Below are 23,256 nucleotides of genomic sequence, written 5' to 3' on the forward strand. Positions count from 1 at the left end.
CGAACAGGGACGTGAGGACGATGCACTCCGAGGTTGAGGCGCTGATCGCGCGGAGCAACCGGCTCGGCGCCGACCCGAGCACGACGAACTACGCCGGGGGCAACACCTCGGCCAAGGGCCGGGCCACCGACCCGGTCACCGGCGGCCCCGTCGAACTGCTCTGGGTCAAGGGCTCCGGCGGCGACCTCGGGACGCTCACCGAGGCCGGTCTGGCCGTGCTGAGCCTGGACCGGCTGCGCGCCCTGGCCGACGTCTACCCGGGCGACGCCGGCTCGGGCGGCCCGGTCGATCCCGCGCGGGAGGACGAGATGGTCTCGCTACTGGATTACTGCCGGCACGGGCCCGGTGGGGCGGCGCCGTCGATCGACACGGCGATGCACGGCCTTCTCGACGCGGCCCACGTGGACCACCTGCATCCGGACGCCGGCATCGCGATCGCCGCCGCCGCCGACGGGCCCGAGCTGACCAAGGAGATCTTCGGCGACCGGGTGCTCTGGGTGCCGTGGCGCCGACCCGGCTTCCAGCTCGGGCTCGACATCGCCGCCGTGGCGAGGGCCAACCCGCAGGCGATCGGCGTGATCCTCGGCGGGCACGGCATCACCGCCTGGGGGGCGACCGGCGAGGAGTGCGAGCGGCGCTCCTTCGAGATCATCCGGACCGCGCAGGCGTACCTCGACGGGCACGGCCGGGCGGAGCCGTTCGGCCCGGTGATCGAGGGGTACGCGCCGCTGCCGCCGGACGAGCGCCGGGCCCGCGCGGCCGCCCTCGCGCCGGTCGTCCGGGGCCTCGCCTCGACCGACCGGCCCCAGGTCGGGCACTTCACCGAGAGCGACGTCGTGCTCGACTTCCTCGCCCGGGAGCGGCACCCCGCGCTCGCGGCGCTCGGTACCTCCTGCCCGGACCACTTCCTGCGTACCAAAGTGCGTCCGCTCGTGCTCGACCTGCCGCCCAGCGCGCCGCTGCCCGAGACGGTCGCCCGGCTGCGGGAGCTGCACGCCGCCTACCGCGAGGAGTATCGGGCCTACTACCAGCGGCACGCCACCGCGCAGAGCCCGCCGATGCGCGGCGCCGACCCGGCGATCGTCCTCGTGCCGGGGGTCGGCATGTTCAGCTTCGGCGCGAACAAGCAGACCGCCCGGGTCGCCGGGGAGTTCTACGTCAACGCCGTGAACGTCATGCGCGGCGCGGAGTCGGTGTCGCGGTACGCCCCGATCGACGAGGCGGAGAAGTTCCGCATCGAGTACTGGGCGCTGGAGGAGGCGAAGCTCAAGCGGCTGCCGAAGCCGAAGCCCCTCGCCACCCGCGTCGCCTTCGTCACCGGCGGCGGCTCCGGTATCGGCCGGGCGACCGCTCGCCGGCTCGCCGCCGAGGGCGCCTGCGTGGTGGTCGCCGACCGCGACGGCGCGGCGGCGGCCACCGTCGCCGCCGAGCTCGGCGACGCCGACGTGGCGGTCGCCGTCACGGCCGACGTCACCGACGGTACGGCCGTGGCCGCCGCGCTGCGCACGGCGGTGCTCGCCTTCGGCGGGGTGGACCTGGTCGTCAACAACGCCGGGCTCTCCATCTCCAAACCGTTGCTGGAGACGACCGAGGCGGATTGGGACCTGCAGCACGACGTGATGGCCAAGGGCTCGTTCCTGGTCTCGCGCGAGGCCGCGCGGATCATGACGGAGCAGGGGATGGGCGGTGACCTCGTCTACATCTCCAGCAAGAACTCGCTCTTCGCCGGCCCGAACAACGTCGCGTACGGCGCGGCGAAGGCCGACCAGGCGCACCAGGTACGCCTGCTCGCGGCCGAGCTCGGCGGGCACGGCATCCGGGTCAACGGCGTCAACCCCGACGGGGTGGTGCGCGGCTCCGGCATCTTCGCCGGCGGGTGGGGCGCCAGGCGCGCCGCCGTCTACGGGGTGCCGGAGGAGAAGCTCGGCGAGTTCTACGCGCAGCGCACCCTGCTCAAACGGGAGGTACTGCCGGAGCACGTCGCCAACGCGGTCTTCGTGCTCACCGCCGGCGAGCTGTCGCACACGACCGGATTGCACGTCCCGGTCGACGCCGGTGTCGCCGCGGCCTTTCTCCGCTGACCCGGGGCGGTGCCGGATGACGACGGAACAGGTGGTGGAGCCGGTGCTCGACGCGGAGGACCTGCGGCTGCTGCGCCTGCTGGCGACCGGGCTGCCGCTGGAGACCGTGGCCCGGCGGATGGGGCTCTCCGAGCGGACCGTACGCCGCCGGGTCCGGGCGGTCTGTGACCGGCTCGGCGTGGCCGCGCCGATCCAGGCGGTGGTGTGGGCGGCCCGGCGGGGACTGCTGTGAGCCTCCGCGTCGCCGCCGTGGACCTCGGCGCGTCCAGCGGCCGGGTGATGGTCGGTCGCGTCGGCCCCGACGTCCTCGACCTCACCGAGGTGCACCGGTTCGCCAACGAGGCGGTGCGGCTGGCCGGCACCCTGCACTGGGACATCCTCGCCCTCGCCCGAGGGGTCCTCGACGGACTGCGCGCCGCCGGCCCGGTGACGAGCGTCGGTGTCGACTCCTGGGCCGTCGACTACGGACTCCTCGACGCCTCCGGCGCGCTGCTCGGGAATCCGGTGCACTACCGGGACTCGCGCACCGACGGCGTCGCCGAGCGGCTGGCGACGCGGCTCGGGCCCGAGCGGCTGTACGCGACGACCGGGCTGCAGCAGCTGCCGTTCAACACGATCTACCAGCTCGCCGCCGCCCGCGGCACACCCCAGCTCGACGTCGCCCGGTGGCTGCTGCTGATCCCGGACCTCGTGGCGTACTGGCTCACCGGGGAGGTCGGCGCCGAGGTCACCAACGCCTCGACGACCCAGCTCTACGACGTGCGCCGGCGGGCCTGGGCCACCGACCTGATGGTCGACGCCGGGATCCGGCCGGAGCTCTTCCCGCCGCTGCGCGAGCCGGGCAGCCGGATCGCCCCGGTGCTACCCGCGCTGGGGCTGCCGGGTGAGCCCGAGGTCGTGGCGGTCGGCTCGCACGACACCGCGTCGGCGGTGGTGGGCGTGCCGGCGTCGGGGGAGAACTTCGCCTACATCTCCTGCGGCACCTGGTCGCTGGTGGGGGTCGAGCTCGACGCCCCGGTGCTCACCGCGGCGAGCCGGCGGGCGAACTTCACCAACGAGTCCGGCGTCGACGGCAGCATCCGCTACCTGCGTAACGTGATGGGTCTCTGGCTGCTGCAGGAGTCGATGCGGGCCTGGGGCACGGCCGACCTGCCGGAGCTGCTGCGCCGGGCGGCCGACGAGCCCGCGTTCCGGTCCGTGGTGGACCCCGACGACCCGGCGTTCCTGCCGCCCGGCGACATGCCGGCCCGCCTCGCGCAGGCCTGCCGGCGCGCCGGCGAACCCGTGCCCACCACACCGGCCGGCACCGTCCGGTGCATCCTCGACAGCCTGGCGCTGGCGCACCGCCGCGCGGTACGCCAGGCGCAGCAGCTCTCCGGTCGGCAGGTGGAGACCGTGCACGTCGTCGGGGGCGGCGCTCGTAACGCGCTGCTCTGCCAGCTGACGGCGGACGCCTGCGGGCTGCCCGTGCTCGCCGGCCCGGTGGAGGCGACCGCGTTCGGCAACGTGCTGGTACAGGCGCGGACCGCCGGGGCCGTCGAGGGTGACCTGGCGGCGCTACGGGCGCTGCTGCGCGAGACCCAGCAGGTGGTGCGGTACGAGCCGCGCGGGGCGCAGGCGGCGTGGCGGGCCGCCGAGGAGCGGCTGGGTGTTTGACGGGCGGGCGTCGGGCCGGCCGGTCAGAGGACCCGGCGCAGCCACTCCTCGACGCCCGCGACGTGCACGGTGGCCCAGGAGCGGGCCAGGTCGGCCTGCCCGGAGGCGACCGCGTCCAGGATGGCGGCGTGCTGCTCCCGGGTCCTGGCGACGGCGCCCTCCTGGGTGAGGCCCCGCCACACCCGGGCGCGGGTGGTCGGGCCGGAGAGGCTGTCCAACAGCGACGTGAGCACGTTGTTGCCCGCGCAGACGGAGATCAGCCGGTGGAACTCCAGGTCGTTGGCGACGAGCTCGTCGATGGTCGGGTCGTCGCCGAGCCCGTCGAGGACGCCGCGCAGCGCGGAGATGTCCTCGGCGGTCGCCCGCTGCGCGGCCAGCGCGGTCGCCCCCGGTTCGAGGATCCGCCGAACCTCGAGGAACTCCAGCACGGTGTCGTCGCGGTGGAAGTCGACGACGAAGCTCAGCGCGTCGAGCAGCAGGGCCGGGTCCAGGCTCGTCACGTACGTGCCGTCGCCCTGGCGTACGTCGAGGACCCGGATGAGCGACAGGGCCTTGACGGCCTCGCGCAGCGAGTTGCGGGAGAGGCCGAGCCGTTCGGCCAGGTCGGGTTCGCGGGGCAGCCGGTCCCCGGGGCGCAACTCACCGGCGATGATCATCTGTTTGATCTTGTCGATCGCCTCGTCCGTGACAGCCACGTTCTCCTCCGCCCTCTTCGCACCGCAGGGTATGGGACCGCTCAGCGTCGGAGCCGGTAGGTCCGCGTGGCGGTGTCACCGAACACCGCCGACCGCTCCCGCTCGGTCAGCGGCGGCAACGCCTCGGAGAGCGCGGTGAGCACAGCCTGGTAGTCGGCGGCGAGCCGGCACACCGGCCAGTCGGACCCGAACATCAACCGGTCCGGGCCGAACCGGTCGACCGCCTCGGTCACGAACGGCCGCAGGTCGGCCACCCGCCACCGGTCCTGGTCCGCCTCGGTCACCAGCCCGGAGAGCTTCGCCGTGACGTTCGGTCGGGCGGCCAGCGCCGCGATCGGTGCCGCCCACTCGGCCAGCCCGGCGGCGCCGGCGCGGATCCGCGGCTTGCCCAGGTGGTCGAGGACGAACCGCAGCTCGGGAACGTCCCCGGCGGCCCGGGCCACGGCGGCGAGTTGGTCGACGCGGCACACCACGTCGAGGGCGAGCCCCGCGTCGGCGATGGCGCGCAGGCCACGCCGGACCGGCGGCCGGTCCAGGTAGTCCGGATCCGTCTCCGCCTGCAGCTGAGGGCGTACGCCGACGAGCAGGTCGCCGCCGGGCAGCCGCCGGTAGCCGGCGATCGTCTCGGCGAGCCCGGGGTCGGCCGGGTCCACCCAGGCCACCACCCCGGCGATCACGGTGCAGCGCCGCGCGTACCCGAGCAGGAGGCCTGCTTCGTCGGTGTCGCAGCGGCCGCCCTCCACGAGCACCGTCCGGTCGACGCCGGCGGCCGCCAGTTCGGGCTCCAGCTCCGCCGGACCGAACGAGCGCCGGATCGGGGCGAGTTCGGGCGCGTCCAGCCAGCGGTAGCCGTCCTCGACCCGCCAGAGGTGGTGGTGCGCGTCGACGATCACGCGGCCACCACCGGGGCCGTGGGCAGAGCGGCGTCCGGACGCAGCAGCCCCTCGGCGACCAGCTCCGCCCAGAACTCGCCGGGTGGAGGCTCCGCCGCCGCCAGTGCGACGTTGCGCCGGACCTGCTCCGGGTCGTGCGCGCCGACCACCACCGCGGCGACGGCCGGGTGCGCGGCGGCGAAGGCGAGCGCGGTGGCCGGCAGCGTCGTTCCGTGCCGGGCACAGACCGCGGCGATCGCCCGGGCCCGGGTGAGCACCCCGCCCGGCGCCTCGGCGTACTCGTAGGGCAGACCGGGGTGCGGATCGGGCACGGCGAGCAGTCCGCTGTTGAACACACCCGAGTTGAGCACCGAGACTCCGCGTCGCGCACACTCGGGCAGCAGCGTGTCGAGGGCGGGCTGCTCCAGCAGCGTGTACCGGCCGGCGACCATGACCGCGTCGATCTCGGTCTCGGTGACGAACCGGTGCAGCACCTGGGACTGCTTCGACCCGACGCCGATGGCGCCGACGACACCCTGGGTCCGCAGCTCGTGCAGCGCCGGATAGGCCTCTTCCAGGGCGGGCGCCTGGTGGTCCTCCGGGTCGTGGATCAGCGCGATGTCGATCCGGTCGAGGCCGAGCCGCAGGAGGCTCGCCTCCAGGGACCGGTGGATCCCGTCCGCCGTGAAGTCCCACACCCGCCGGTGGTCGGCCGGCACGTGGAAGCCCTCGGGGTCGCGCCGCTCGGAGCCGGACCGGTCCGGTACGAGCAGCCGGCCCACCTTCGTGCTGACCGCGTACTCCTCGCGCGGCAAGGTGCGCAGCGCGTCGCCGAGCCGGCGCTCGGAGAGGCCGAGACCGTAGTGGGGTGCGGTGTCGAAGTAGCGGACGCCGCTGTCCCACGCCGCCCGGACGGTGGCGATCGCCTCCGCCTCGCCGATCGGCGTGTAGAGGTTGCCGAGCTGCGCGCAGCCCAGCCCGACCCGGCTCACGGTCACCCGGGACCGCCCCACCCGGCCCCCGGTCACGCCGTCGCTCCGCCCGGCGCGGCGGGCAGCGCCCAGACCAGGGGCAGCCCCGTGTCGGTGCCCGAGTAGTCGTCGGTCACGTCGAGCAGCGTCGCCATCCGGGCCTGCCACCCGATGTTCGCCGGGTGGTCACGCAGCTCGTGCCGCATCCGCTGGTAGTCCTCGACCTCCACCAGGTGGAACAGGTCGAGTCCGTCCCGCCAGATCCACCAGCCGTGCACGCCGGCCGCGCGGATCGCGGTGGCCAGCTCCGCCGGTACGGTCGCGTGGACGTCGTCGTACTCGTCTTCGCGGCCCGGCTTGAGCCGGGTGTGCAGTGCGATCCGCCGCATCGGCGCTCCTTTCCGCTGCCGGTCGGGGCCGCCCACGGCGGCCGGGGCGATGAGGGTCAGTCCTGGGCCTTGCCGGAGGTGAGCCGGGCCAGGATCAGCGCGACCAGGATGATGGCGCCGTAGATGGCCTGGATCCACTGGGCGGAGACCCCGGCGAGGGTCAGGATGTTGTTGATCAGGCCGAGGACGATGACACCGCAGAGCGCGCCGAAGAGCGTCCCCTTGCCACCGTCGAGGCTGATCCCACCGATCACCGCCGCGGCGAAGACCGTGAAGATCATGCCGTCGCCCTGCGCCGCCGCGACCGAGCCCAGCCGCCCGGTCATCAGCAGGCCGGCGAGCGCCGCGAGCAGGCCACCGATCATCAGGACCACCCAGACCACCCGGTCGGTACGGATGCCGGCGGCCCGGGCCGCGTCGGTGTTCCCGCCGATCGCGTAGACGGAGCGGCCGTGCCGGAAGTAGCCGAGCGCGACGATGCCGACCACGAAGAGGGTGCCGCTGATCCAGATGGAGGCCGGTACGCCGAGCCACACCGCGCTGCCCAGGTAGAGCACCGAGGGTGGGATGTCGAAGAGGTTCTGGCCGCCGGTGATCCCGATCTGGAGGCCACGCAGCACGATCAGCATGCCCAGCGTCACGATGAACGCGGAGAGCTTGAACCGCAGGATGAGCAGCCCGTTGAACGCCCCGATCGCCAGCCCGGTGAGCAGGCAGAGCACGATGGCGAGGCCGGCCGGAAGCTCGGTGCCCAGCCCGTTGCTCGCCGCCGGGATGACCAGCGCGACGGCGAGCGCCGGAGCCAGACCGATCGTCGACTCCAGCGAGAGGTCGAACTTCCCGGCGATGAGGATGATCGCCTCGGCCAGTACGAGCAGCGCCAGCTCGGTCTGCTGTTGCAGCACGTTGGTGATGTTGGCGGAGCTGAGGAACACCGGGTCGATGAGCGCGCCCACCACGACGAGCAGGAGGATCGCGGGGACGAGCGCGAAGTCCCGGAGCCGGGCCAGGGGTAACCGACCGCCACCGGGCCGGGTGCCGCCGCTCGTCGGTGGCTTGGCGATCGTCTCGGTGCCGGTCACGGCTGCTCCACTCCCTCCACTGCGGACACCAGGTCGGCGTCCGTCCAACCCCGGGGCATGTCCCGGATCACCTCTCCGTGGAACATCACCAGCACCCGGTCGCACGAGCGCAGGTCGTCCAGTTCGTCGGAGACGACCAGCACGCCGGCGCCTCCGGCCGCGGCCTCGTTGACCGCGCCGAGCAGCGACGCCTTGGACCGGACGTCCACGCCGGCGGTGGGGCTCACCATCACCAGCGCCTTCGGGTCGTTGGCGAGCGCGCGGGCCAGGACGACCTTCTGGGCGTTGCCGCCGGAGAGGTCGCTGACCGGCTGGCGCGGCCCGTCGGTCTTGATGTCGTACGTCCGGATCATCCGCTCGGCGGTGGCCTGTTGCCGCGCTGGGGCGATGATCCCGGCGGGGCCGAGCCGGCCGGCGATCGGCATGGTGGCGTTCTCGGCCACCGACAGCAGCGGCACGAGGCCCTCCCGGTGCCGGTCCTGCGGCAGGTAGCCGAGCCCGGCGGCGATCGCCGCGGGCACCTGGCCCGGCTTCGGGTTGCTGCCGGCGATGGTCACCGTTCCGGCGTCGGCCCGGCGCAGCCCCGCGATCGTCTCGGCGAGGGCCACCTTGCCGCTGCTGCCCGAGCCGATGAGCCCGACCAGCTCGCCGGCGCGCACCGTCAGGTCCACCCCGTCGTAGTAGCCGGCGAGGCGCAGGCCGCGTACGTCGAGGACCACCGGCGCGGTGGCCGGGACCGGTGGGCGGGCGACGCCCTCGGCGAGCGCCCGGCCCGTCTCGCCGGTCATCGCGGCGACCAGCTCGTCGCGGGAGAGCGCCTCGACGGGTTCGGTGAGGATGTGCCGCGCGTCGCGCAGCACGGTGACCCGCTGGCAGACCTCGTACACCTCCTGGAGGTGGTGCGAGATGAACAGGAAGGTGACGCCCGTCGACTGGAGTTCGCGCATCCGGTCGAAGAGCCGGTCGATGGCGGCGGCGTCGAGCTGCGCGGTCGGCTCGTCGAGGATGATGAACCGGGCGCCGAACGAGAGCGCCCGGGCGATCTCGACGAGCTGCCGCTGCTCCACGGTGAGCGAACCGGCGAGCGCGGCCGGGTCGACGTCGACGCCGTACCCGGCGAGCAGGTCGGCGGCGCGGCGGCGCAGGCCGCGCCAGTCGATGAGGCCACGGCCGGACTGCCGGTTCAGGAAGAGGTTCTCCGCGACGGTCAGCGTGGGGATGATCGTGGACTTCTGGTAGACGCAGGCGACCCGCTGCCGCCAGGCGTCCCGGTCCGCGAGCGCCGGAGCCGGTGCGCCGTCGAACCGGATCTCGCCGCCGTCCGGCCGCTGGAGCCCGGTCAGGATCGACACCAGCGTGGACTTCCCGGCGCCGTTGCGTCCGACCAGCGCGTGGGTCTCCCCGGTGCGCACGGCGATGCCGGCGGAGTGCAGCGCCACGGTAGCCCCGTACCGCTTCGACACGTCGCGTGCCTCCGCGGCCGGGATTCCGGCCGCGGAGCCCGCGTTCTGCTCCTGACTGGTCATCACTTGCCGATCTGGTTTCCCCAGAGCGCCGGGTCGTCGACGTTCTCCTTGGTGACCAGCGGCGCGGCGAGCTGGTCCTCCAGGCCGTTGCCGATGTCGATGATCGTGCTGTCGTGGTCGGTCGGACCGGCCTGGAAGGTCTTGCCCTCGGCCGCCGCCTTGGCGTAGTAGAGCGCCCACTTGGCGTAGAGGTCGGCGGGCTGGGAGACCGTGGCGTCGATCTCGCCCTTGCGGATCGCCTCGAACTCCTGCGGGATCCCGTCGTTGGAGACGATGAAGATGTGCTTCGGGTCGGTGGGCGGGACCAGCAGGTTCTTCGACCGCAGCACCTGCAGCGTCGGCGCCAGGAAGACCCCGCCCGCCTGCATGTAGACGCCCTTGATGTCCGGGTGCTGGGCGAGGCGGGTCTGGAGCGCGGCGGCCGCCTTGGCGCCCTCCCACTCGGTCGGCTCCTCGAAGATCGTGATCTCGGGGAACTTCGTCTTCATGCACTCCGCGAACGCCTCCGAGCGGTCCCGCCCGTTGATCGAGGAGAGCGAGCCCTGGAACTCGATCACCTTGCCCTTGCCGCCGAGCTTCTCGCCGAGGAACTCGCAGGCCTTCTGCCCGTACGCCCGGTTGTCGGCCCGCACCACCATGAAGACCTTGCCCTTGTCGGGGCGGGTGTCGACCGAGACCACCGGGATCTTGCGGGACTCCAGGGTGCCCAGGGTGGAGGCGATCGCCCCGGTGTCCTGCGGGGCCATCACGACCGCCTTGGCGCCCTGGCTCACCATCGCCTGCACGTTCGCCACGAGCTTCGAGACGTCGTTCTGCGAGTTGGTCGGGGACATCAGGTTGACGTCGTACTCGTCGGCGAACTGCGGGACGTACTTGGCGTACGAGTTCCAGAAGTCGGAGTCGGCGCGGGGCAGGTCGATGCCGATCTGCGGCCCCGACCCGGCCTGGTTCCCCGACCCGCCCGAGGACGAGTCACTACAGGCGACTGTGGTGAGGGCGAGGATCGCGCCGAGCGCGATCCCGATCGGGGTTCTGACGGTATGTCTCACGGTGCTCCTCCATCGGTGGATGCGGTGGGTTTCTCGGTGCACATCGGAGGTCCCGGTCGGCTCGGCGCGCCGGGGTCAGCCGGGTGGAGGTTCGGGACGCAGCCGCAGCCCGTGCATCCCGCCGTCCACGGCGAGCACGCTGCCGGTGGTCGCCGCGGCGAGCGGACCCGCCAGGTAGGCGATCGCGGCGGCCACCTCGTCCGCGCTCACGAGGCGACCGGTGGGCTGCCGGGCCCGCAGCGCGGCGAGCTCGCCCGCCGGGTCGTCGGCGGCGTCGAGCAGCCGACGTACCCAGGGGGTGTCCACCGTCCCGGGGTTCACGCAGTTGACCCGGATCCCCTCGCGCACGTGGTCGGCCGCCATCGCCATGGTGAGCGCCTGCACGGCGCCCTTGCTGGCGCTGTAAAGCGCCCGTTGCGGCAGGCCCGCCGAGGCGGCGATGGAGCAGGTGTTCACGATCGCCGCGTGCGCCGAGGCGCGCAGGTGCGGCAGCGCGGCCCGGGTCACCCGGGCTATCCCGACCACGTTGACGTCGAGCACCCGATGCCATTCCTCGTCGGAGTTCTCCTCGACGCTGCCGCGCGCGCCGATCCCGGCGTTGTTGACCAGTACGTCGATGCCGCCCAGCGCGTCCGCGGCGGCGGCGACCGCGGCCCGGACGCTGCCGTCGTCGCGCACGTCGGCGGCGAGCCCGAGCAGCGGAGAAGGCACACCCTCCGGGTTCAGGTCGAGGCACGCCACCCGGGCGCCGCGGTCGGCGAGCAGGGTCGCGGTCGCCAGGCCGATGCCGGACGCCCCGCCCGTCACCACCGCCGCCAGGCCGGCGAACTCGTTCCGGTCGGCGCTCACCGGGCCACCTCCGCTCCGGGCCGTTGCGGCGTCGCGGGTCCTCGAACCGGTTCCGGCTCGGCGGACGCCCCCGACCAGACGGGACCGTCCGGGTACGCGTAGTCGGCGAGCGTGCGGGGCCGGATGGTCGCGCTGAAGCCGGGCGCGGTCGGTGCGACGTACCGGCCGTCGCGGATCACCACCGGGTCGACGAAGTGCTCGTGCAGGTGGTCGACGTACTCGATGACCCGGTCGGTGAGCTCGCCGGAGACCGCCACGAAGTCGAACATGGACAGGTGTTGCACCAGCTCGCAGAGCCCCACCCCGCCGGCGTGCGGGCAGACCGGCACGCCGAACTTCGCAGCCAGCAGCAGGATCGCGAGGTTCTCGTTGACGCCCGCGACGCGGGTCGCGTCGATCTGCACGTACGAGACCGCGTCGAGCTGGAGCAACTGCTTGAAGAGCACCCGGTTGGCGATGTGCTCGCCGGTGGCGACCCGCATCGGGGCCAGCTCCCGGGCGATCGTGGCGTGCCCGAGCACATCGTCGGGGCTCGTCGGCTCCTCGATCCAGTGCGGGTCGAAGCGGGCCAGCTCGCGCATCCAGGTGATGGCCGTCGGCACGTCCCAGCGCTGGTTGGCGTCGACCGCGATGGGGAAGTCCGGCCCGCACGCCTGCCGGGCGATGGTCATCCGCCGGATGTCGTCGGCGAGGTCGGCGCCGACCTTCAGCTTGATCTGGCCGAACCCGTCGGCGACCGCCTCCTTGCAGAGCCGGCGCAGCTTGTCGTCGTCGTAGCCGAGCCAGCCGGGTGAGGTGGTGTACGCGGGAAAGCCGGAGCGCAGCAGGTGTTCCTCGCGTTCGGCCCGGCCCGGCTGCGCGGCCCGTAGGATCCGCAGCGCCTCGTCCCGGGTGAGCGCGTCGTCGAGGTAGCGGAAGTCCACGAGGTCGACGAGCTCCTCCGGGCTCAGCCGGCTCAGCAGCCGCCACAGCGGCAGCCCCTCCCGTTTGGCCCGCAGGTCCCACAGCGCGTTGACGACCGCCGCGATCGCCATGTGCATGACGCCCTTCTCCGGGCCCAGCCACCGCAGCTGCGAGTCGTGCACGAGTTCCCGCCAGAAGCCACCGAGGTCGGCGAGGATCGTCGCCACCGGTCGGCCCACCAGGTACGGGCGCAGCGACGCGATGGCGGCGGCCTGGACGTCGTTGCCGCGTCCGATGGTGAAGGCGAACCCGTGCCCCTCGTGGCCGTCGCCGGAGTCGGTGCGCAGCACCACGTACGCGGCCGAGTAGTCCGGGTCGGGGTTCATGGCGTCGGAGCCGTCCAGCGCCCGCGAGGTCGGGAAGCGGATATCGGAGATGTCCAGCTCGGTGAAGATCATGCCTGGGCCACCACCTGACGCTGCCGGCCCAGCCCGTCGATCTCCACCTCGACGACGTCACCCGCCGTCAGGTACGGCTTCGGGTCCGGCTGGCCGAGGGCGACCCCGGCGGGCGTTCCGGTGTTGATGACGTCCCCCGGGTGCAGCACCATGAAGTGGCTCAGGTAGCGGACGATCTCGGCCACCGGGAAGACCATGTCCTTCGTGCTGCCGTCCTGCCGGGGCGTGCCGTTGACCCAGAGGCGCAGCCGCAGGTCCTGCGGGTCCGGGACCTCGTCGGCGGTCACCAGGAGGGGGCCGAACGGGTTGAAGGTCTCGCAGGACTTGCCCTTGTCCCACTGGCCGCCGCGCTCGAGCTGGAACTCCCGCTCGGAGACGTCGTTGGCGATGGCGTACCCGGCGACGCAGGCCAGCGCCGCCTCGGTGTCGGCGAGGTAGCGTGCCGGCCGGCCGATGACGACCGCGAGCTCGACCTCCCAGTCCGTCTTGGTGCTGCCCCGGGGGATCAGGACGGGATCGTCGGGGCCGACGACGGTGTCGGGCGCCTTCAGGAACACCACCGGTTCGGCGGGCAGTGGCGCGCCGGTCTCGGCGGCGTGGTCCCGGTAGTTCAGCCCGATGCAGACGATCTTGCCGGGGTGCAGCGGCGGCCCCACTCGCAGGCCGGTGCGGTCCAGCACCGGCAGCTCGTCCACCGCGATCGAGGAGAGCCGGGAGAGCCCGTCGTCCGCCAGGAAGGCGGCGTCGAGGTCGTCGATCACCCCACGGAGGTCGCGTATCCGTCCGGTCTCGTCCAGCAGCGCCGGGGTTTCCCGACCCGGCGCACCCACCCGCAACAACCTCACGCGTCGCTCCCCAGTACCAGTGCAGCAAGACATCCGATGTCTATCAGTGACTGGGGCGCTTCACAAGACCGTGCCATCGACGAAGACCGTCCTGATAGTACGAATGGTCTGGCTAACGCCCACTTTCCTTGCTGTCGGCGGACGGCATTCCAGCTCGGATCGATGAAGTCAAGTGCTTGTTGTGCCGGGCCGTCCTTTGTAGCCTCGGCGTGAAACATCCGAGGTGCCACCGTGCGCGGCCCTCGTGGCGGCGCGGCCGCGTCAGGAACCATCCCCGGCCCCTCGGACGATCCGGAGGCAACTCATGGACGACCTCTCCCGGTGGCGGCTCCCGCTCCGGTCGACGGCGACCGCGCTCCTGGCCGTGCTGGTCGCGGCGCTGCCCGTCGGGTCGACGCCGTCCGGGGCGGCCACCACGGGCGCCCCCACCCCGAACGCCGCCACCGCGGACGCCGGTGATCCACTCACCCTCTGGTACGACGAGCCGGCCGCCGACTGGGAGACCCAGGCGCTGCCGATCGGCAACGGCGCCCTCGGCGGCATGGTCTTCGGCCGGGTGGCGACCGAGACGGTGCAGTTCAACGAGAAGACGCTCTGGACCGGTGGACCGGGTTCGGCCGCCGGCTACAACTTCGGCAACTGGACCTCGCCGCGCCCCGGCGCCATCGAGGAGGTGCAGCGGCTGATCAACGAACGCGGCCGACTCAGCCCGGAGGAGGTGGCGAGCCGGCTCGGCCAGCCGAAGAGCGGGTTCGGCTCGTACAACACCTTTGGTGACCTGTCGCTGCGGCTCACAGAGGACCCCGGACCGGTCCAGGAGTACCGCCGGGAGTTGAACATCGGCCGCGCCGTCGCGAAGGTCTCCTACCTCGACGACGGGGTGCGCTACACCCGGGAGTACTTCGCCAGCTACCCGGACCGGGTCCTCGTCGTGCGGATCAGCGCCGACCAGCCGGGCCGGATCGGCTTCACCGCCGGCGTCACCGCGCCGAACAACCGGTCCCGGGCGGTCACCGCGAGCGGCGGCCGCATCACCTTCGCCGGCGCGCTCAACGACAACAAGCTGCGGTTCGAGTCGCAGATCCAGGTGACCGCACAGGGCGGCGCGGTGACCGACGGCGCCGACGGCACCGTCACCGTGCGCGAGGCGGACGAGGCGACGCTGATCCTGGCCGCCGGCACCGACTACGCCCCGACCTACCCCCGCTACCGGGGCGCCGACCCGCACCCGGCGGTCACCGCCACCGTGGACGCGGCGACCCGCAAGACGTACGCCGAGCTGCTCGCCGCGCACACCGCCGACCATCGCGCCCTCTTCGACCGGGCCCGGCTCGACATCGGCCAGGCGATGCCCGATGTGCCGACCGACGAGCTGCTGCGCGGCTACACCGGCGGCCCGTCCCCGGCCGACCGGGCCCTGGAGGCGCTCTTCTTCCAGTACGGCCGCTACCTGCTGATCGCGTCGTCGCGGGCCGGTTCGCTGCCGGCGAACCTGCAGGGCGTCTGGAACAACTCCACCAGCCCACCCTGGGACGCCGACTACCACGTCAACATCAACCTCCAGATGAACTACTGGCCGGCCGAGCTCATCAACCTCTCCGAGACCACCGCGCCGCTCTTCGACTACGTCGACTCGATGGTGCCGCCGGGGCAGGTGACCGCCCGGGAGATCTACGGAAACCGGGGCTGGGTGGTGAACAACGAGACCAACATCTACGGGTTCACCGGGCTGCACAACTGGGCCTCCTCGTTCTGGTTCCCGGAGGCCGGGGCGTGGCTCGCCCAGCACTACTGGCAGCACTACCAGTTCACCCGGGACCAGCGGTTCCTGAGAGAGCGCGCGTACCCGGTCATGAAGCAGCTCGCGCAGTTCTGGCTCGACGAACTCGTCGTCGACCCGCGCGACGGCAAGCTCGTCGTCTCTCCGAGCTACTCCCCGGAGCAGGGCGACTTCACCGCGGGCGCCTCGATGTCCCAGCAGATCGTCTGGGACCTCTTCACCAACACCGTCGAGGCCGCCGGGATCATCGGCGGCGACAACGCGTTCCGCAAGGAGCTACGGGCCGCGCTCGCCGACCTCGACCCGGGGATCCGGGTCGGCTCGTGGGGCCAGCTGCAGGAGTGGAAGGAGGACCTGGACGACCCGCGGAACGAGCACCGGCACGTCTCCCACCTGTTCGCCCTCCACCCCGGCGCCCAGATCACCGCGCTGGACGACCCGGAGCTGGCCGAGGCGGCCCGGGTCTCGCTCACCGCGCGAGGCGACGGCGGCACCGGCTGGAGCAAGGCGTGGAAGATCAATTTCTGGGCCCGCCTCCTCGACGGCGACCACGCGCACAAGATGCTCACCGAACAGCTGCGACAGAGCACCCTGCCCAACCTCTGGGACACCCACCCGCCGTTCCAGATCGACGGCAACTTCGGCGCCACCTCCGGCGTCGCGGAGATGCTGCTGCAGAGCCAGAGCGGTGAGGTCCAGGTCCTGCCGGCGCTGCCGAGCGCCTGGCCGAACGGCTCCGTGAGCGGGCTGCGTGCCCGCGGCGACCTCACCGTCGACACGACGTGGTCGGCCGGCGCGGCGACCGAGATCGCGGTCACCGCCGGACGCGCCGGGGAGGTGCGCCTGCGCAGCCCGCTCTTCGCCGGCCCGTTCCGGATGGTGGACGCCACGACCGGCAAGCGGGTCGACGTCGAGGCCCGCGGTGGGCGGCTCACCTTTCCGGCCAAGGCCGGACACCGCTACGTCGCCACCGCCGGCGTCGCCTTCACCGTCGACGCCCCGTCGACGCTCGAGGCCGACCGGTCGGGGACGGTCTCGGTGACGGTCGCCGCCGCGCAGAACCTCCCGCCGTCCCGCCTGACGCTGGCGCTGCCGGCCGGCTGGAGCGCGCGGCCCGCCCGGTTCGAGGTGCCGCGCCTGCGCTCCGGCGACTCCCAGGTCTACCGGTTCACGGTCACGCCGACCCGGGAGGCCGCGCCGGGCCGCAACCGGATCGAGGCGCGACTGGTCACCGAGGACTGGCGGGCCTCCGGCTGGACGGCCATCGCGCTGCCCGTGCCGCCGCCCTGCGCCCGGCCGGCCCCGGACCAGCCGCTCGTCGCCTGGGATCCGGAGAGCGGCGACACCGTGCCCGACCGGTCACCGAACGGGCGCACGGCCACGGTGCAGACCGGTGCCGCGTACGTCGCCGACGGGCCGACCGGCACGGCGCTGGCCCTCGACGGCGCCCGCTACCTCCGGACCGCCCCCACCACGCTGGGCTACCTGGAGACCGCCACCTTCGCCGCAGAGGTCAAGGTGACCACGAGCGGCGGCTACCGGCGGCTCTTCGACTTCCAGCCCGGCGGCGACCCCGGCACCGACGGCGTGCTGATCGACCTCACCCCCGACAACCGGGTGCGGTTCATCGGCTCCGGCACCGGCGTGACCAGCAACGCCGTGCTGCCCGTCGGCCGGTACGTCGACCTGGTGGTCACCATGGACGACGCCGGCACCGTCACCGTCTACCTCGACGGCCGCGCGGCCGGAACAGTCAAGGTCCCGGACGGCGGCATCGTCGGCTGCGCCACCCGGGAGCTGCGGTTCGCCGCCGACCAGGACGGCGGGCAGCGCCTCACCGGCGAGATCGACCGGGTGGCCATCCTGCCCGAGGCGCTTCCGGCCGACCAGATCACCACCTGGCAGAGCCGTGCCTTCGGCTGACACCGCCCGGATCGGGCCCGCCCACCGTCCCCGCCGGCGGCCGGCCCGGCCGTTGCGTGACGCCGGCCGAGCTGATCGAATGACCGAGGCCGGTGCGGATCGGGCCGACCAGAACCCGAGAGGCGGGTGACGATGCGGGTCGCGCTCTTCGTGACGTGCCTGGCGGACACGCTCTTCCCGGCCGCCGCCGAGGCGACCGTGCGGCTGCTGGAACGCCTCGGCCACCAGGTCGTCTTCCCGCCGGAGCAGACCTGCTGCGGGCAGATGCACGTCAACACCGGCTACTCGGCGCAGGCCCTGCCGCTGGTCCGCCGCCACGTACGCGCCTTCGAGCCGTACGACGTGGTGGTCGCCCCGTCGGGCTCCTGCGTCGGATCGGTACGGCACCAGCACGCCTCGGTGGCCCGCAACGCCGGCGACGAGCGGCTGGCCTCGCGCGCCGAGGCGGTCTCGGAACGCACCTACGAGCTGTCGGAGTTCCTGGTGGACGTGCTCGGGGTGACCGACGTGGGCGCGTACTACCCGCACCGGGTCACGTACCACCCGACCTGCCACTCGCTGCGCCTGCTGCGGGTGGGGGACCGGCCGCTGCGGCTGCTGCGGGAGGTCCGCGGCCTCGACCTCGTCGAGCTGCCACAGGCGGAGCAGTGCTGCGGCTTCGGCGGCACCTTCGCCGTGAAGAACGCCGACACCTCCACCGCGATGCTCGCGGACAAGCTGCGCCACGTCCAGTCCACCGGCGCCGACGTCTGCACGGCCGGCGACGCCTCCTGCCTGATGCACATCGGCGGGGGACTGGCCCGGCTACGCACCGGCGTACGCACCGTGCACCTGGCGGAGATCCTCGCCGCGACCGAGCGCAGCGGCAGCATCGGCCGGACGGCGGTGCGGGCATGAGGCGTACCTTCCTCGGCATGCCGGCGACCGCGCCGCGCGGAGTCGGGCACCTGCGCGGCGAGGAGCCCTTTCCGGCCGCTGCCCGGCGCGGCCTCGCCGACCCCCAGCTGCGGCGCAACCTGGGCCACGCCACCACCACCATCCGCGCGAAGTCCGGCGCGGTCATCGGCGAACTGCCCGACTGGCAGGCCCTGCGCGAGGCCGGGGCGGCGATCAAGACGGACGTCCTGGCCCGCCTGCCGGAGCTGCTGGAACAGTTGGAGGTCGCGGTCACCGCGGCCGGCGGCATCGTGCACTGGGCGGCGGACGCGGTGGAGGCGAACCGGATCGTCACCGAACTGGTCGCCGCGACCGGCAGCGACCGGGTCATCAAGGTGAAGTCCATGGCGACCCAGGAGATCGGCCTCAACGAGGCGCTCGAAGCGGCCGGGATCAGCGCCGTGGAGACCGACCTCGCCGAACTCATCGTGCAGCTCGGGGAGGACCGGCCGAGCCACATCCTGGTGCCGGCCATCCACCGCAACCGGGCCGAGATCCGCGAGATCTTCCTGCAGGCCATGCCGGGCGTCGACCCGTCGCTCACCGACGATCCGCCCGCGCTCGCCGCCGCCGCCCGCCGCTTCCTGCGCGAGACGTTCCTGACCACGCGGGTCGCCGTCTCCGGCGCCAACTTCGCCGTGGCGGAGACCGGCACCCTCGCCGTCGTGGAGTCCGAGGGCAACGGGCGGATGTGCCTCACCCTGCCCGAGACGCTGATCACCGTGATGGGCGTCGAGAAGGTGGTGCCGACCTGGCGGGACCTGGAGGTCTTCCTGCAGCTGCTGCCCCGCTCGTCCACCGGGGAGCGGATGAACCCGTACACCTCGATGTGGAGCGGTGTCACCCCCGGCGACGGGCCGCAGGCGTTCCACCTGGTGCTGCTCGACAACGGCCGCAGCGCCGTACTGGCCGACGAGGTGGGCCGGCAGGCGCTGCGCTGCATCCGCTGCTCCGCGTGCCTCAACGTCTGCCCGGTCTACGAGCGTGCCGGCGGGCACGCGTACGGGTCGGTCTATCCGGGGCCGATCGGCGCGGTGCTCTCGCCACAGCTCACCGGCGTCGAGGAGAACGCCTCGTTGCCGTACGCCTCGACGCTCTGCGGCGCCTGCTACGACGCCTGCCCCGTGAAGATCAACATTCCGGAGCTGCTGGTGCACCTGCGCGACCGCGCGCCACACCCGAAGGCCGAAGCCGCGGCGATGGCCGCGGCCGCGTACGTCATGGACCGGCCGGCGCTCTACGCGGCGGCGCAGCGGGCGGCGCGGCTCAGCCGGTTCGCCGGCCGCCGTGGTCGTGGGCTGCCCCCACCGCTCTCCGGCTGGACCATCGGCCGGGACCTGCCGCAACCGCCGGAGCACACGTTCCGCGAGTGGTGGGCGCAGCGGTGAGCGGCCGGGAGGAGGTCCTCGCCCGCCTGCGCGCCGCCCGCGGCGCCCCGCCGCGGGTACCGGCCGAGGCACCGCGCGACTACCGGCCGGCGGGCGGCGACGCCGACCTCGACCTGCTGGTGGACCGGCTCACCGACTACCGGGCGACCGTGCACCGCTGCGCCGAGCCCGAGGTGGCTGAAGTCGTCGACGCCGTCCTCGGTGGCCGGCGGGTCGTGGTCCCGCGGGGGCTGCCCGAACGGTGGCTGCCCGCGTCGGTCACGGCCGTGACCGACGACGACCTCAGCACCGCGGAGGTCGCCGCCGCCGACGGCGTGGTCACCGCGGCGGCCGTGGCGGTCGCCGAGACCGGCACGATCGTCCTGGACGGCGCCCCCGACCAGGGTCGGCGGGTCATCACCCTCCTGCCCGACGTGCACATCTGCGTGCTGCGGAGCGAGCAGGTGGTGGCGGGGGTGCCGGACGCGGTGGCCCGGCTCGACCCGCGACGCCCACTCACCTGGATCAGCGGGCCCTCCGCCACCAGCGACATCGAGTTGAACCGGGTCGAGGGCGTGCACGGCCCCCGGAACCTGCACGTGGTCCTTCTGACGTCCTGACGTCGGCACCCGCTGCTCACCGGGCACCGACGCCCCGCCCGATCACCGCCGCGCCGGGTCGTCCGGCACGAGGTCGAGGGACGCGATGTGCTCCGGGTCGGCCACCGCCTCGATGCCGATGATCCGGTCGGTGACGATGAAGGCGAGCACGATGCGGGTCCGCCCACGGATCACCACGACCGCGCCCGGCGCGGCGTCCACGTACGCGGGGACCGCGCCCTCCGCCCGGCCGTTGAAGAAGGCGGCGACGGCGGCCGCGCCACGGGTCTCCGCTGTCGAACCCATGCCGACGGCCACCGGATCGGCCCGGAGTACGACGTGCGGATCCAGCAGGGTGACCAGGTCGTCGAAGCGACCTTCGCGGGACGCGGCGAGGAACGCCTCGACGACCTGTCGCTGGCGCGTCGGATCCGTCTCCCGTACCTCGCCGCCGAGCTGGACCCGCCGGCGGGCCCGGCTGGCGATCTGACGGAGGGCGGCGGGGCTGCGGTCGACGACGGCGGCGATCTCGTCGAAGGAGACCGCGAAGAGGTCGTGCAGCACGAAGACGAACCGCTCGGTGGGCGCGAGAGTGTCCAGGACCACCAGCAGCGCCCGGCCCACCGACTCGGTGAGCACGGCCTCCTGCTCCGGGTCGGCGGGCGCATCGACCGCCGGATCGTCCGTCGCGTCGCCACCGTCCCACGGCTGCTCGGCGCGGGCGGCCCGGGAACGCAGCCGGTCGAGGCAGACCCGGCCGACCGCTGTGGTCAGCCAGCCGGGCAGGTTGTCGATCCCGTCGGTCTGCGCCCGGGTCAGCCGCAGCCAGGTGTCCTGGACGGCGTCCTCGGCCTCGACGCCGGAGCCGAGCATCCGGTGGGCCACCGCCCGCAGGTGCGGACGGTGCTCCTCGAACCGCCGGGCCAGCAGGTCGGCGTCGTGCATGTCGGAACACTCCTTCGCCGAGGCGCCGGTGTGACGGCAGCCACATCTGTCACGCGGTCGGGGTGGCGGTCGACATATCGGTGAACGGGCCGGGACGTCGTACCGCGACGGACGCCGGCCAGCCTAGAGGGAGGGACGGACAGATATGACCACCGAACCACGCATCGCGAACCCCGCGGGTCTGCTGCCGGACGCCGTGCAGGCCGTCAACCTGCTGTACAAGGCGGCCCACTCGGCCGGCGTGCCGCAGCGCACGCTGGAGCTGGTGCACCTGCGGGCCAGTCAGATCAACGGGTGCAGCGCCTGTGTCGACTCGGGAGCCCGGGGGATGCGTAAGGCGGGCGAGACCGACGAGCGGCTCTTCGCGGTGGCCGTCTGGCGGGAGACGCCGTACTTCACGGAGGCCGAGCGGGCCGCGCTGGCGCTCGCCGAGGCCGCCACCCGCCTCGCCGACCGGCCGGACGCGGTGCCCGACGACATCTGGGCGGAGGCCGCCCGGCACTTCGGGGAGAAGGAGCTGGCGGCGATCGTGCTCTGGATCGCCACCACCAACTTCTTCAACCGGATCAACGCCACCACCCGCCAGCCCGCGCCGCAGCACTGGGGCTGACCCGCGGCGGTGGACCGGGACGGGCGGCGGCTGCCGGTCGCCACCCGCCCCGGTCCACGACGGGTCGGCTGGTCCGACGGGCACACGGGGCTGTGGGTCGCCGCCCGGGACCCTATGCTGACAACCGTGCGGGATCGACGGCTGGCACTGCTCTGGTCGGCCTTCGCCGTCGTCGCGCTGGTCTCCATCGCGCTCGTCCTGCGACGCGAGGACCGCCTCTCCGACCTGCACATCTACTACGGCGCGCTGCTCGACCTGCGCGCGGGGCGTCCGCTCTACGGGTACGTCGCCGAGAACGGCGGCCCCTTCACCTACCCGCCGTTCGCGGCGCTCGTGCTCTGGCCGATCACGCTGCTCTCCGAGCCGGTGGTGCAGGTCGTCTGGCTGCTGGCGACCTGCGCGGCGGTCGTCGCCGTGGCGGTGCCGGTGGGCGCGGTGCTGGCGCGCGGACGCTCCGGGCGGCACGTGGCGGCGGCGGTCGTGGCGCTCGCGCTGATGCTCTCCGCCCCGGTGCAGAGCAACCTGCGCTTCGGTCAGGTCAGCATCTTCGTCGTGCTGCTGGCGCTGCTCGACGGTATGGAGGTCGTCCCACCGCGCCTGCGGGGCGTGCTCGTCGGGGTGGCGTCCGCCATCAAGCTCACCCCGCTGCTCTTCGTGCTCTACTTCCTCGCCGCCGGGCGCTACCGTGACGCGGCTCGCGCGGCGGCGACCTTCGTGGCCTGCGCCGGGCTCGCGGCCGTCGTCCTGCCGGGGGAGAGCTGGACCTACTGGGCCGGAACGGTGCTGCAGACCAGTCGGATCGGCAACCTCGCGTCGCTGGGCAACCAGTCGCTGCACGGCATGCTGCTGCGGCTCGGCGTCGAACCGGTGTCCCTGCCGCTGCTCTGGGCAGGCCTGGTGGCGGCGATCTGCGCGGTGGCGCTGCTGCGCGCCCGGCAGTTGGCGGCGCAGGGGCTGCCGGGGCACGCCGCGGTGCTCGTCGGTTGCGCCACCGTGGCCGCGTCGCCGGTCTCCTGGACGCATCACCAGGTCTGGCCGGTGCTCGCCGCGATGCTGCTCATCGGCGCGTCGGGGGTGGCCCGGAGGGCGGCCGGCGTGGCGCTGCTGACCGCGATGGTGGTGTCGCTGGGCGCCGCGTTGAGCGCCGTCTCCATGCGACCTGGTGTGCAGTTCCTGTTCGAGAACGCCCGCGCGCTCGGCGTGGTGGCGCTCTGCCTGACGGGTTTCGGCGGGGTCGCGGTGGTGGCGGCCCGTTCGAGACGCCCCCGGGCCGCCGGTCGCGCCTGGCTCCGCACCGGGGTCGCGGCCGCGACGGCCGTCGCGTTCTTCGCCGTGCAGCCGCTGCCTGCGGGGGCCGACCCCACCTTCAAGGCGTACGCGCTGGACGACGTGGTGAACCCGCGTTACTTCTTCGTCTGCCGCGGACCGGTCGCCTGCGCGTCGTACGACACCGGTGGGCCGGTCACCTTCGGCACCCGCACCGAGAAGACGAAGGTACGGGTGAACGGAGTGGTGTCGACGGAGGTGGCGCGGCTGGAGTACCACTCGGCCCCGGGCGGCGCACCCCGCGTCATTCCGCTGCTGTCGCCCTATCCGGGGCCCCGGGTCTTCTCGTTCCGGTCCGCGACGATGACGCACGGCCGCCTCGTCGCCTACGGTGCCGACGGCCGACCGATCGCCACCTTCGACGACGAGCTAGCCGCCGCGTTCGGCCAATAGC

At 73.3% G+C, this 23,256-nt stretch carries 20 protein-coding genes; 9 read left to right on the plus strand and 11 right to left on the minus strand.

All coding sequences use genetic code 11. The features are described from left to right. Nucleotides 1–20 precede the first annotated feature (20 nt). Genes D7147_RS07085 through D7147_RS07095 form a run of 3 tightly spaced genes read left to right on the plus strand, consistent with a single transcriptional unit; the run spans nucleotide 21 to nucleotide 3,737 of the window. Complete coding sequence (locus D7147_RS07085; RefSeq protein WP_120674809.1) at nucleotides 21–2,081, plus strand: bifunctional aldolase/short-chain dehydrogenase; 2,061 nt, start codon at nucleotides 21–23, stop codon at nucleotides 2,079–2,081. Between the two features lie 16 nt (nucleotides 2,082–2,097). Next, complete coding sequence (locus D7147_RS07090) at nucleotides 2,098–2,313, plus strand: helix-turn-helix domain-containing protein (protein WP_120674811.1); 216 nt, start codon at nucleotides 2,098–2,100, stop codon at nucleotides 2,311–2,313. Then, a complete protein-coding gene (locus D7147_RS07095; protein ID WP_233562983.1) occupies nucleotides 2,310–3,737 on the plus strand; it encodes a rhamnulokinase in 1,428 nt (475 codons plus the stop codon). The genes D7147_RS07090 and D7147_RS07095 overlap by 4 nt, the downstream gene beginning before the upstream one ends. Nucleotides 3,738–3,760: 23 nt before the next feature. Here D7147_RS07095 and D7147_RS07100 read toward each other — a convergent pair whose 3' ends face one another. The 10 genes from D7147_RS07100 to D7147_RS07145 form a co-directional block, all read right to left on the minus strand. Then, nucleotides 3,761–4,432, minus strand: coding sequence for a FadR/GntR family transcriptional regulator (locus tag D7147_RS07100; RefSeq protein ID WP_120674813.1), 672 nt, complete (start codon nucleotides 4,430–4,432; stop codon nucleotides 3,761–3,763). Nucleotides 4,433–4,473: 41 nt separating this feature from the next. After that, a complete protein-coding gene (locus D7147_RS07105) occupies nucleotides 4,474–5,325 on the minus strand; it encodes an amidohydrolase family protein (RefSeq protein ID WP_120674815.1) in 852 nt (283 codons plus the stop codon). Next, nucleotides 5,322–6,332, minus strand: coding sequence for an aldo/keto reductase (locus D7147_RS07110; RefSeq protein WP_120674817.1), 1,011 nt, complete (start codon nucleotides 6,330–6,332; stop codon nucleotides 5,322–5,324). Before D7147_RS07110 ends, D7147_RS07105 begins: the two co-directional genes overlap by 4 nt. Further along, nucleotides 6,329–6,664, minus strand: coding sequence for an L-rhamnose mutarotase (locus tag D7147_RS07115; protein ID WP_120674819.1), 336 nt, complete (start codon nucleotides 6,662–6,664; stop codon nucleotides 6,329–6,331). The genes D7147_RS07110 and D7147_RS07115 overlap by 4 nt, the downstream gene beginning before the upstream one ends. 56 nt (nucleotides 6,665–6,720) lie before the next feature. Continuing rightward, complete coding sequence (locus D7147_RS07120) at nucleotides 6,721–7,746, minus strand: ABC transporter permease (RefSeq protein WP_187398628.1); 1,026 nt, start codon at nucleotides 7,744–7,746, stop codon at nucleotides 6,721–6,723. Continuing rightward, complete coding sequence (locus D7147_RS07125; RefSeq protein ID WP_120674821.1) at nucleotides 7,743–9,272, minus strand: sugar ABC transporter ATP-binding protein; 1,530 nt, start codon at nucleotides 9,270–9,272, stop codon at nucleotides 7,743–7,745. The genes D7147_RS07120 and D7147_RS07125 overlap by 4 nt, the downstream gene beginning before the upstream one ends. Then, nucleotides 9,272–10,321, minus strand: coding sequence for a sugar ABC transporter substrate-binding protein (locus tag D7147_RS07130; protein ID WP_120674823.1), 1,050 nt, complete (start codon nucleotides 10,319–10,321; stop codon nucleotides 9,272–9,274). Before D7147_RS07130 ends, D7147_RS07125 begins: the two co-directional genes overlap by 1 nt. A gap of 75 nt (nucleotides 10,322–10,396) precedes the next feature. Continuing rightward, a complete protein-coding gene (locus tag D7147_RS07135; protein ID WP_120674826.1) occupies nucleotides 10,397–11,170 on the minus strand; it encodes an SDR family NAD(P)-dependent oxidoreductase in 774 nt (257 codons plus the stop codon). Further along, nucleotides 11,167–12,531, minus strand: coding sequence for an L-fuconate dehydratase (locus D7147_RS07140; RefSeq protein ID WP_120674828.1), 1,365 nt, complete (start codon nucleotides 12,529–12,531; stop codon nucleotides 11,167–11,169). The genes D7147_RS07135 and D7147_RS07140 overlap by 4 nt, the downstream gene beginning before the upstream one ends. After that, nucleotides 12,528–13,376, minus strand: coding sequence for a fumarylacetoacetate hydrolase family protein (locus D7147_RS07145; RefSeq protein ID WP_120674830.1), 849 nt, complete (start codon nucleotides 13,374–13,376; stop codon nucleotides 12,528–12,530). Before D7147_RS07145 ends, D7147_RS07140 begins: the two co-directional genes overlap by 4 nt. Nucleotides 13,377–13,680: 304 nt before the next feature. Here D7147_RS07145 and D7147_RS07150 point away from each other — a divergent pair, with 304 nt between their 5' ends. The 4 genes from D7147_RS07150 (at nucleotide 13,681) to D7147_RS07165 (ending at nucleotide 20,002) form a co-directional block, all read left to right on the plus strand. Next, nucleotides 13,681–17,079 (plus strand): glycosyl hydrolase family 95 catalytic domain-containing protein, encoded by a 3,399-nt coding sequence (locus D7147_RS07150; RefSeq protein ID WP_120674832.1) that lies wholly within the window; start codon nucleotides 13,681–13,683, stop codon nucleotides 17,077–17,079. Between the two features lie 132 nt (nucleotides 17,080–17,211). Then, on the plus strand, nucleotides 17,212–17,976 hold the full coding sequence (locus D7147_RS07155) for a (Fe-S)-binding protein (protein WP_120675310.1): 765 nt from the start codon (nucleotides 17,212–17,214) through the stop codon (nucleotides 17,974–17,976). Then, a complete protein-coding gene (locus tag D7147_RS07160; RefSeq protein ID WP_120674834.1) occupies nucleotides 17,973–19,403 on the plus strand; it encodes a lactate utilization protein B in 1,431 nt (476 codons plus the stop codon). Before D7147_RS07155 ends, D7147_RS07160 begins: the two co-directional genes overlap by 4 nt. Further along, nucleotides 19,400–20,002 (plus strand): LutC/YkgG family protein, encoded by a 603-nt coding sequence (locus tag D7147_RS07165; protein ID WP_120675312.1) that lies wholly within the window; start codon nucleotides 19,400–19,402, stop codon nucleotides 20,000–20,002. The genes D7147_RS07160 and D7147_RS07165 overlap by 4 nt, the downstream gene beginning before the upstream one ends. A 42-nt stretch (nucleotides 20,003–20,044) precedes the next feature. Here the strand turns inward: D7147_RS07165 and D7147_RS07170 are convergent, their stop codons facing one another. Next, entirely contained in the window at nucleotides 20,045–20,926 is an 882-nt protein-coding gene (locus tag D7147_RS07170) for a sigma-70 family RNA polymerase sigma factor (RefSeq protein WP_120674836.1), read from the minus strand. Nucleotides 20,927–21,071: 145 nt separating this feature from the next. Between D7147_RS07170 and D7147_RS07175 the strand changes: the two genes are divergently transcribed. Next, nucleotides 21,072–21,536 carry a carboxymuconolactone decarboxylase family protein gene (locus D7147_RS07175; protein ID WP_120674838.1) on the plus strand — a complete coding sequence of 155 codons (465 nt, stop codon included), beginning with the start codon at nucleotides 21,072–21,074 and terminating at the stop codon, nucleotides 21,534–21,536. 126 nt (nucleotides 21,537–21,662) lie between these two features. Continuing rightward, complete coding sequence (locus D7147_RS07180) at nucleotides 21,663–23,255, plus strand: glycosyltransferase 87 family protein (protein ID WP_158609302.1); 1,593 nt, start codon at nucleotides 21,663–21,665, stop codon at nucleotides 23,253–23,255. Nucleotide 23,256 lies beyond the last annotated feature (1 nt).

Origin of the sequence: Micromonospora musae (genome assembly GCF_003626545.1) — a bacterium.
GTDB lineage: Bacteria > Actinomycetota > Actinomycetes > Mycobacteriales > Micromonosporaceae > Micromonospora > Micromonospora musae.

Bases quoted from the DNA above. Each gene is read 5' to 3' on its own strand.
- D7147_RS07155 (WP_120675310.1), top strand. From the start codon at position 17,212: ATGCGGGTCGCGCTCTTCGTGACGTGCCTGGCGGACACGCTCTTCCCG.
- D7147_RS07115 (WP_120674819.1), bottom strand. From the start codon at position 6,664: ATGCGGCGGATCGCACTGCACACCCGGCTCAAGCCGGGCCGCGAAGAC.
- D7147_RS07170 (WP_120674836.1), bottom strand. From the start codon at position 20,926: ATGCACGACGCCGACCTGCTGGCCCGGCGGTTCGAGGAGCACCGTCCG.
- D7147_RS07175 (WP_120674838.1), top strand. From the start codon at position 21,072: ATGACCACCGAACCACGCATCGCGAACCCCGCGGGTCTGCTGCCGGAC.
- D7147_RS07160 (WP_120674834.1), top strand. From the start codon at position 17,973: ATGAGGCGTACCTTCCTCGGCATGCCGGCGACCGCGCCGCGCGGAGTC.
- D7147_RS07085 (WP_120674809.1), top strand. From the start codon at position 21: ATGCACTCCGAGGTTGAGGCGCTGATCGCGCGGAGCAACCGGCTCGGC.
- D7147_RS07150 (WP_120674832.1), top strand. From the start codon at position 13,681: ATGGACGACCTCTCCCGGTGGCGGCTCCCGCTCCGGTCGACGGCGACC.
- D7147_RS07140 (WP_120674828.1), bottom strand. From the start codon at position 12,531: ATGATCTTCACCGAGCTGGACATCTCCGATATCCGCTTCCCGACCTCG.
- D7147_RS07090 (WP_120674811.1), top strand. From the start codon at position 2,098: ATGACGACGGAACAGGTGGTGGAGCCGGTGCTCGACGCGGAGGACCTG.
- D7147_RS07125 (WP_120674821.1), bottom strand. From the start codon at position 9,272: ATGACCAGTCAGGAGCAGAACGCGGGCTCCGCGGCCGGAATCCCGGCC.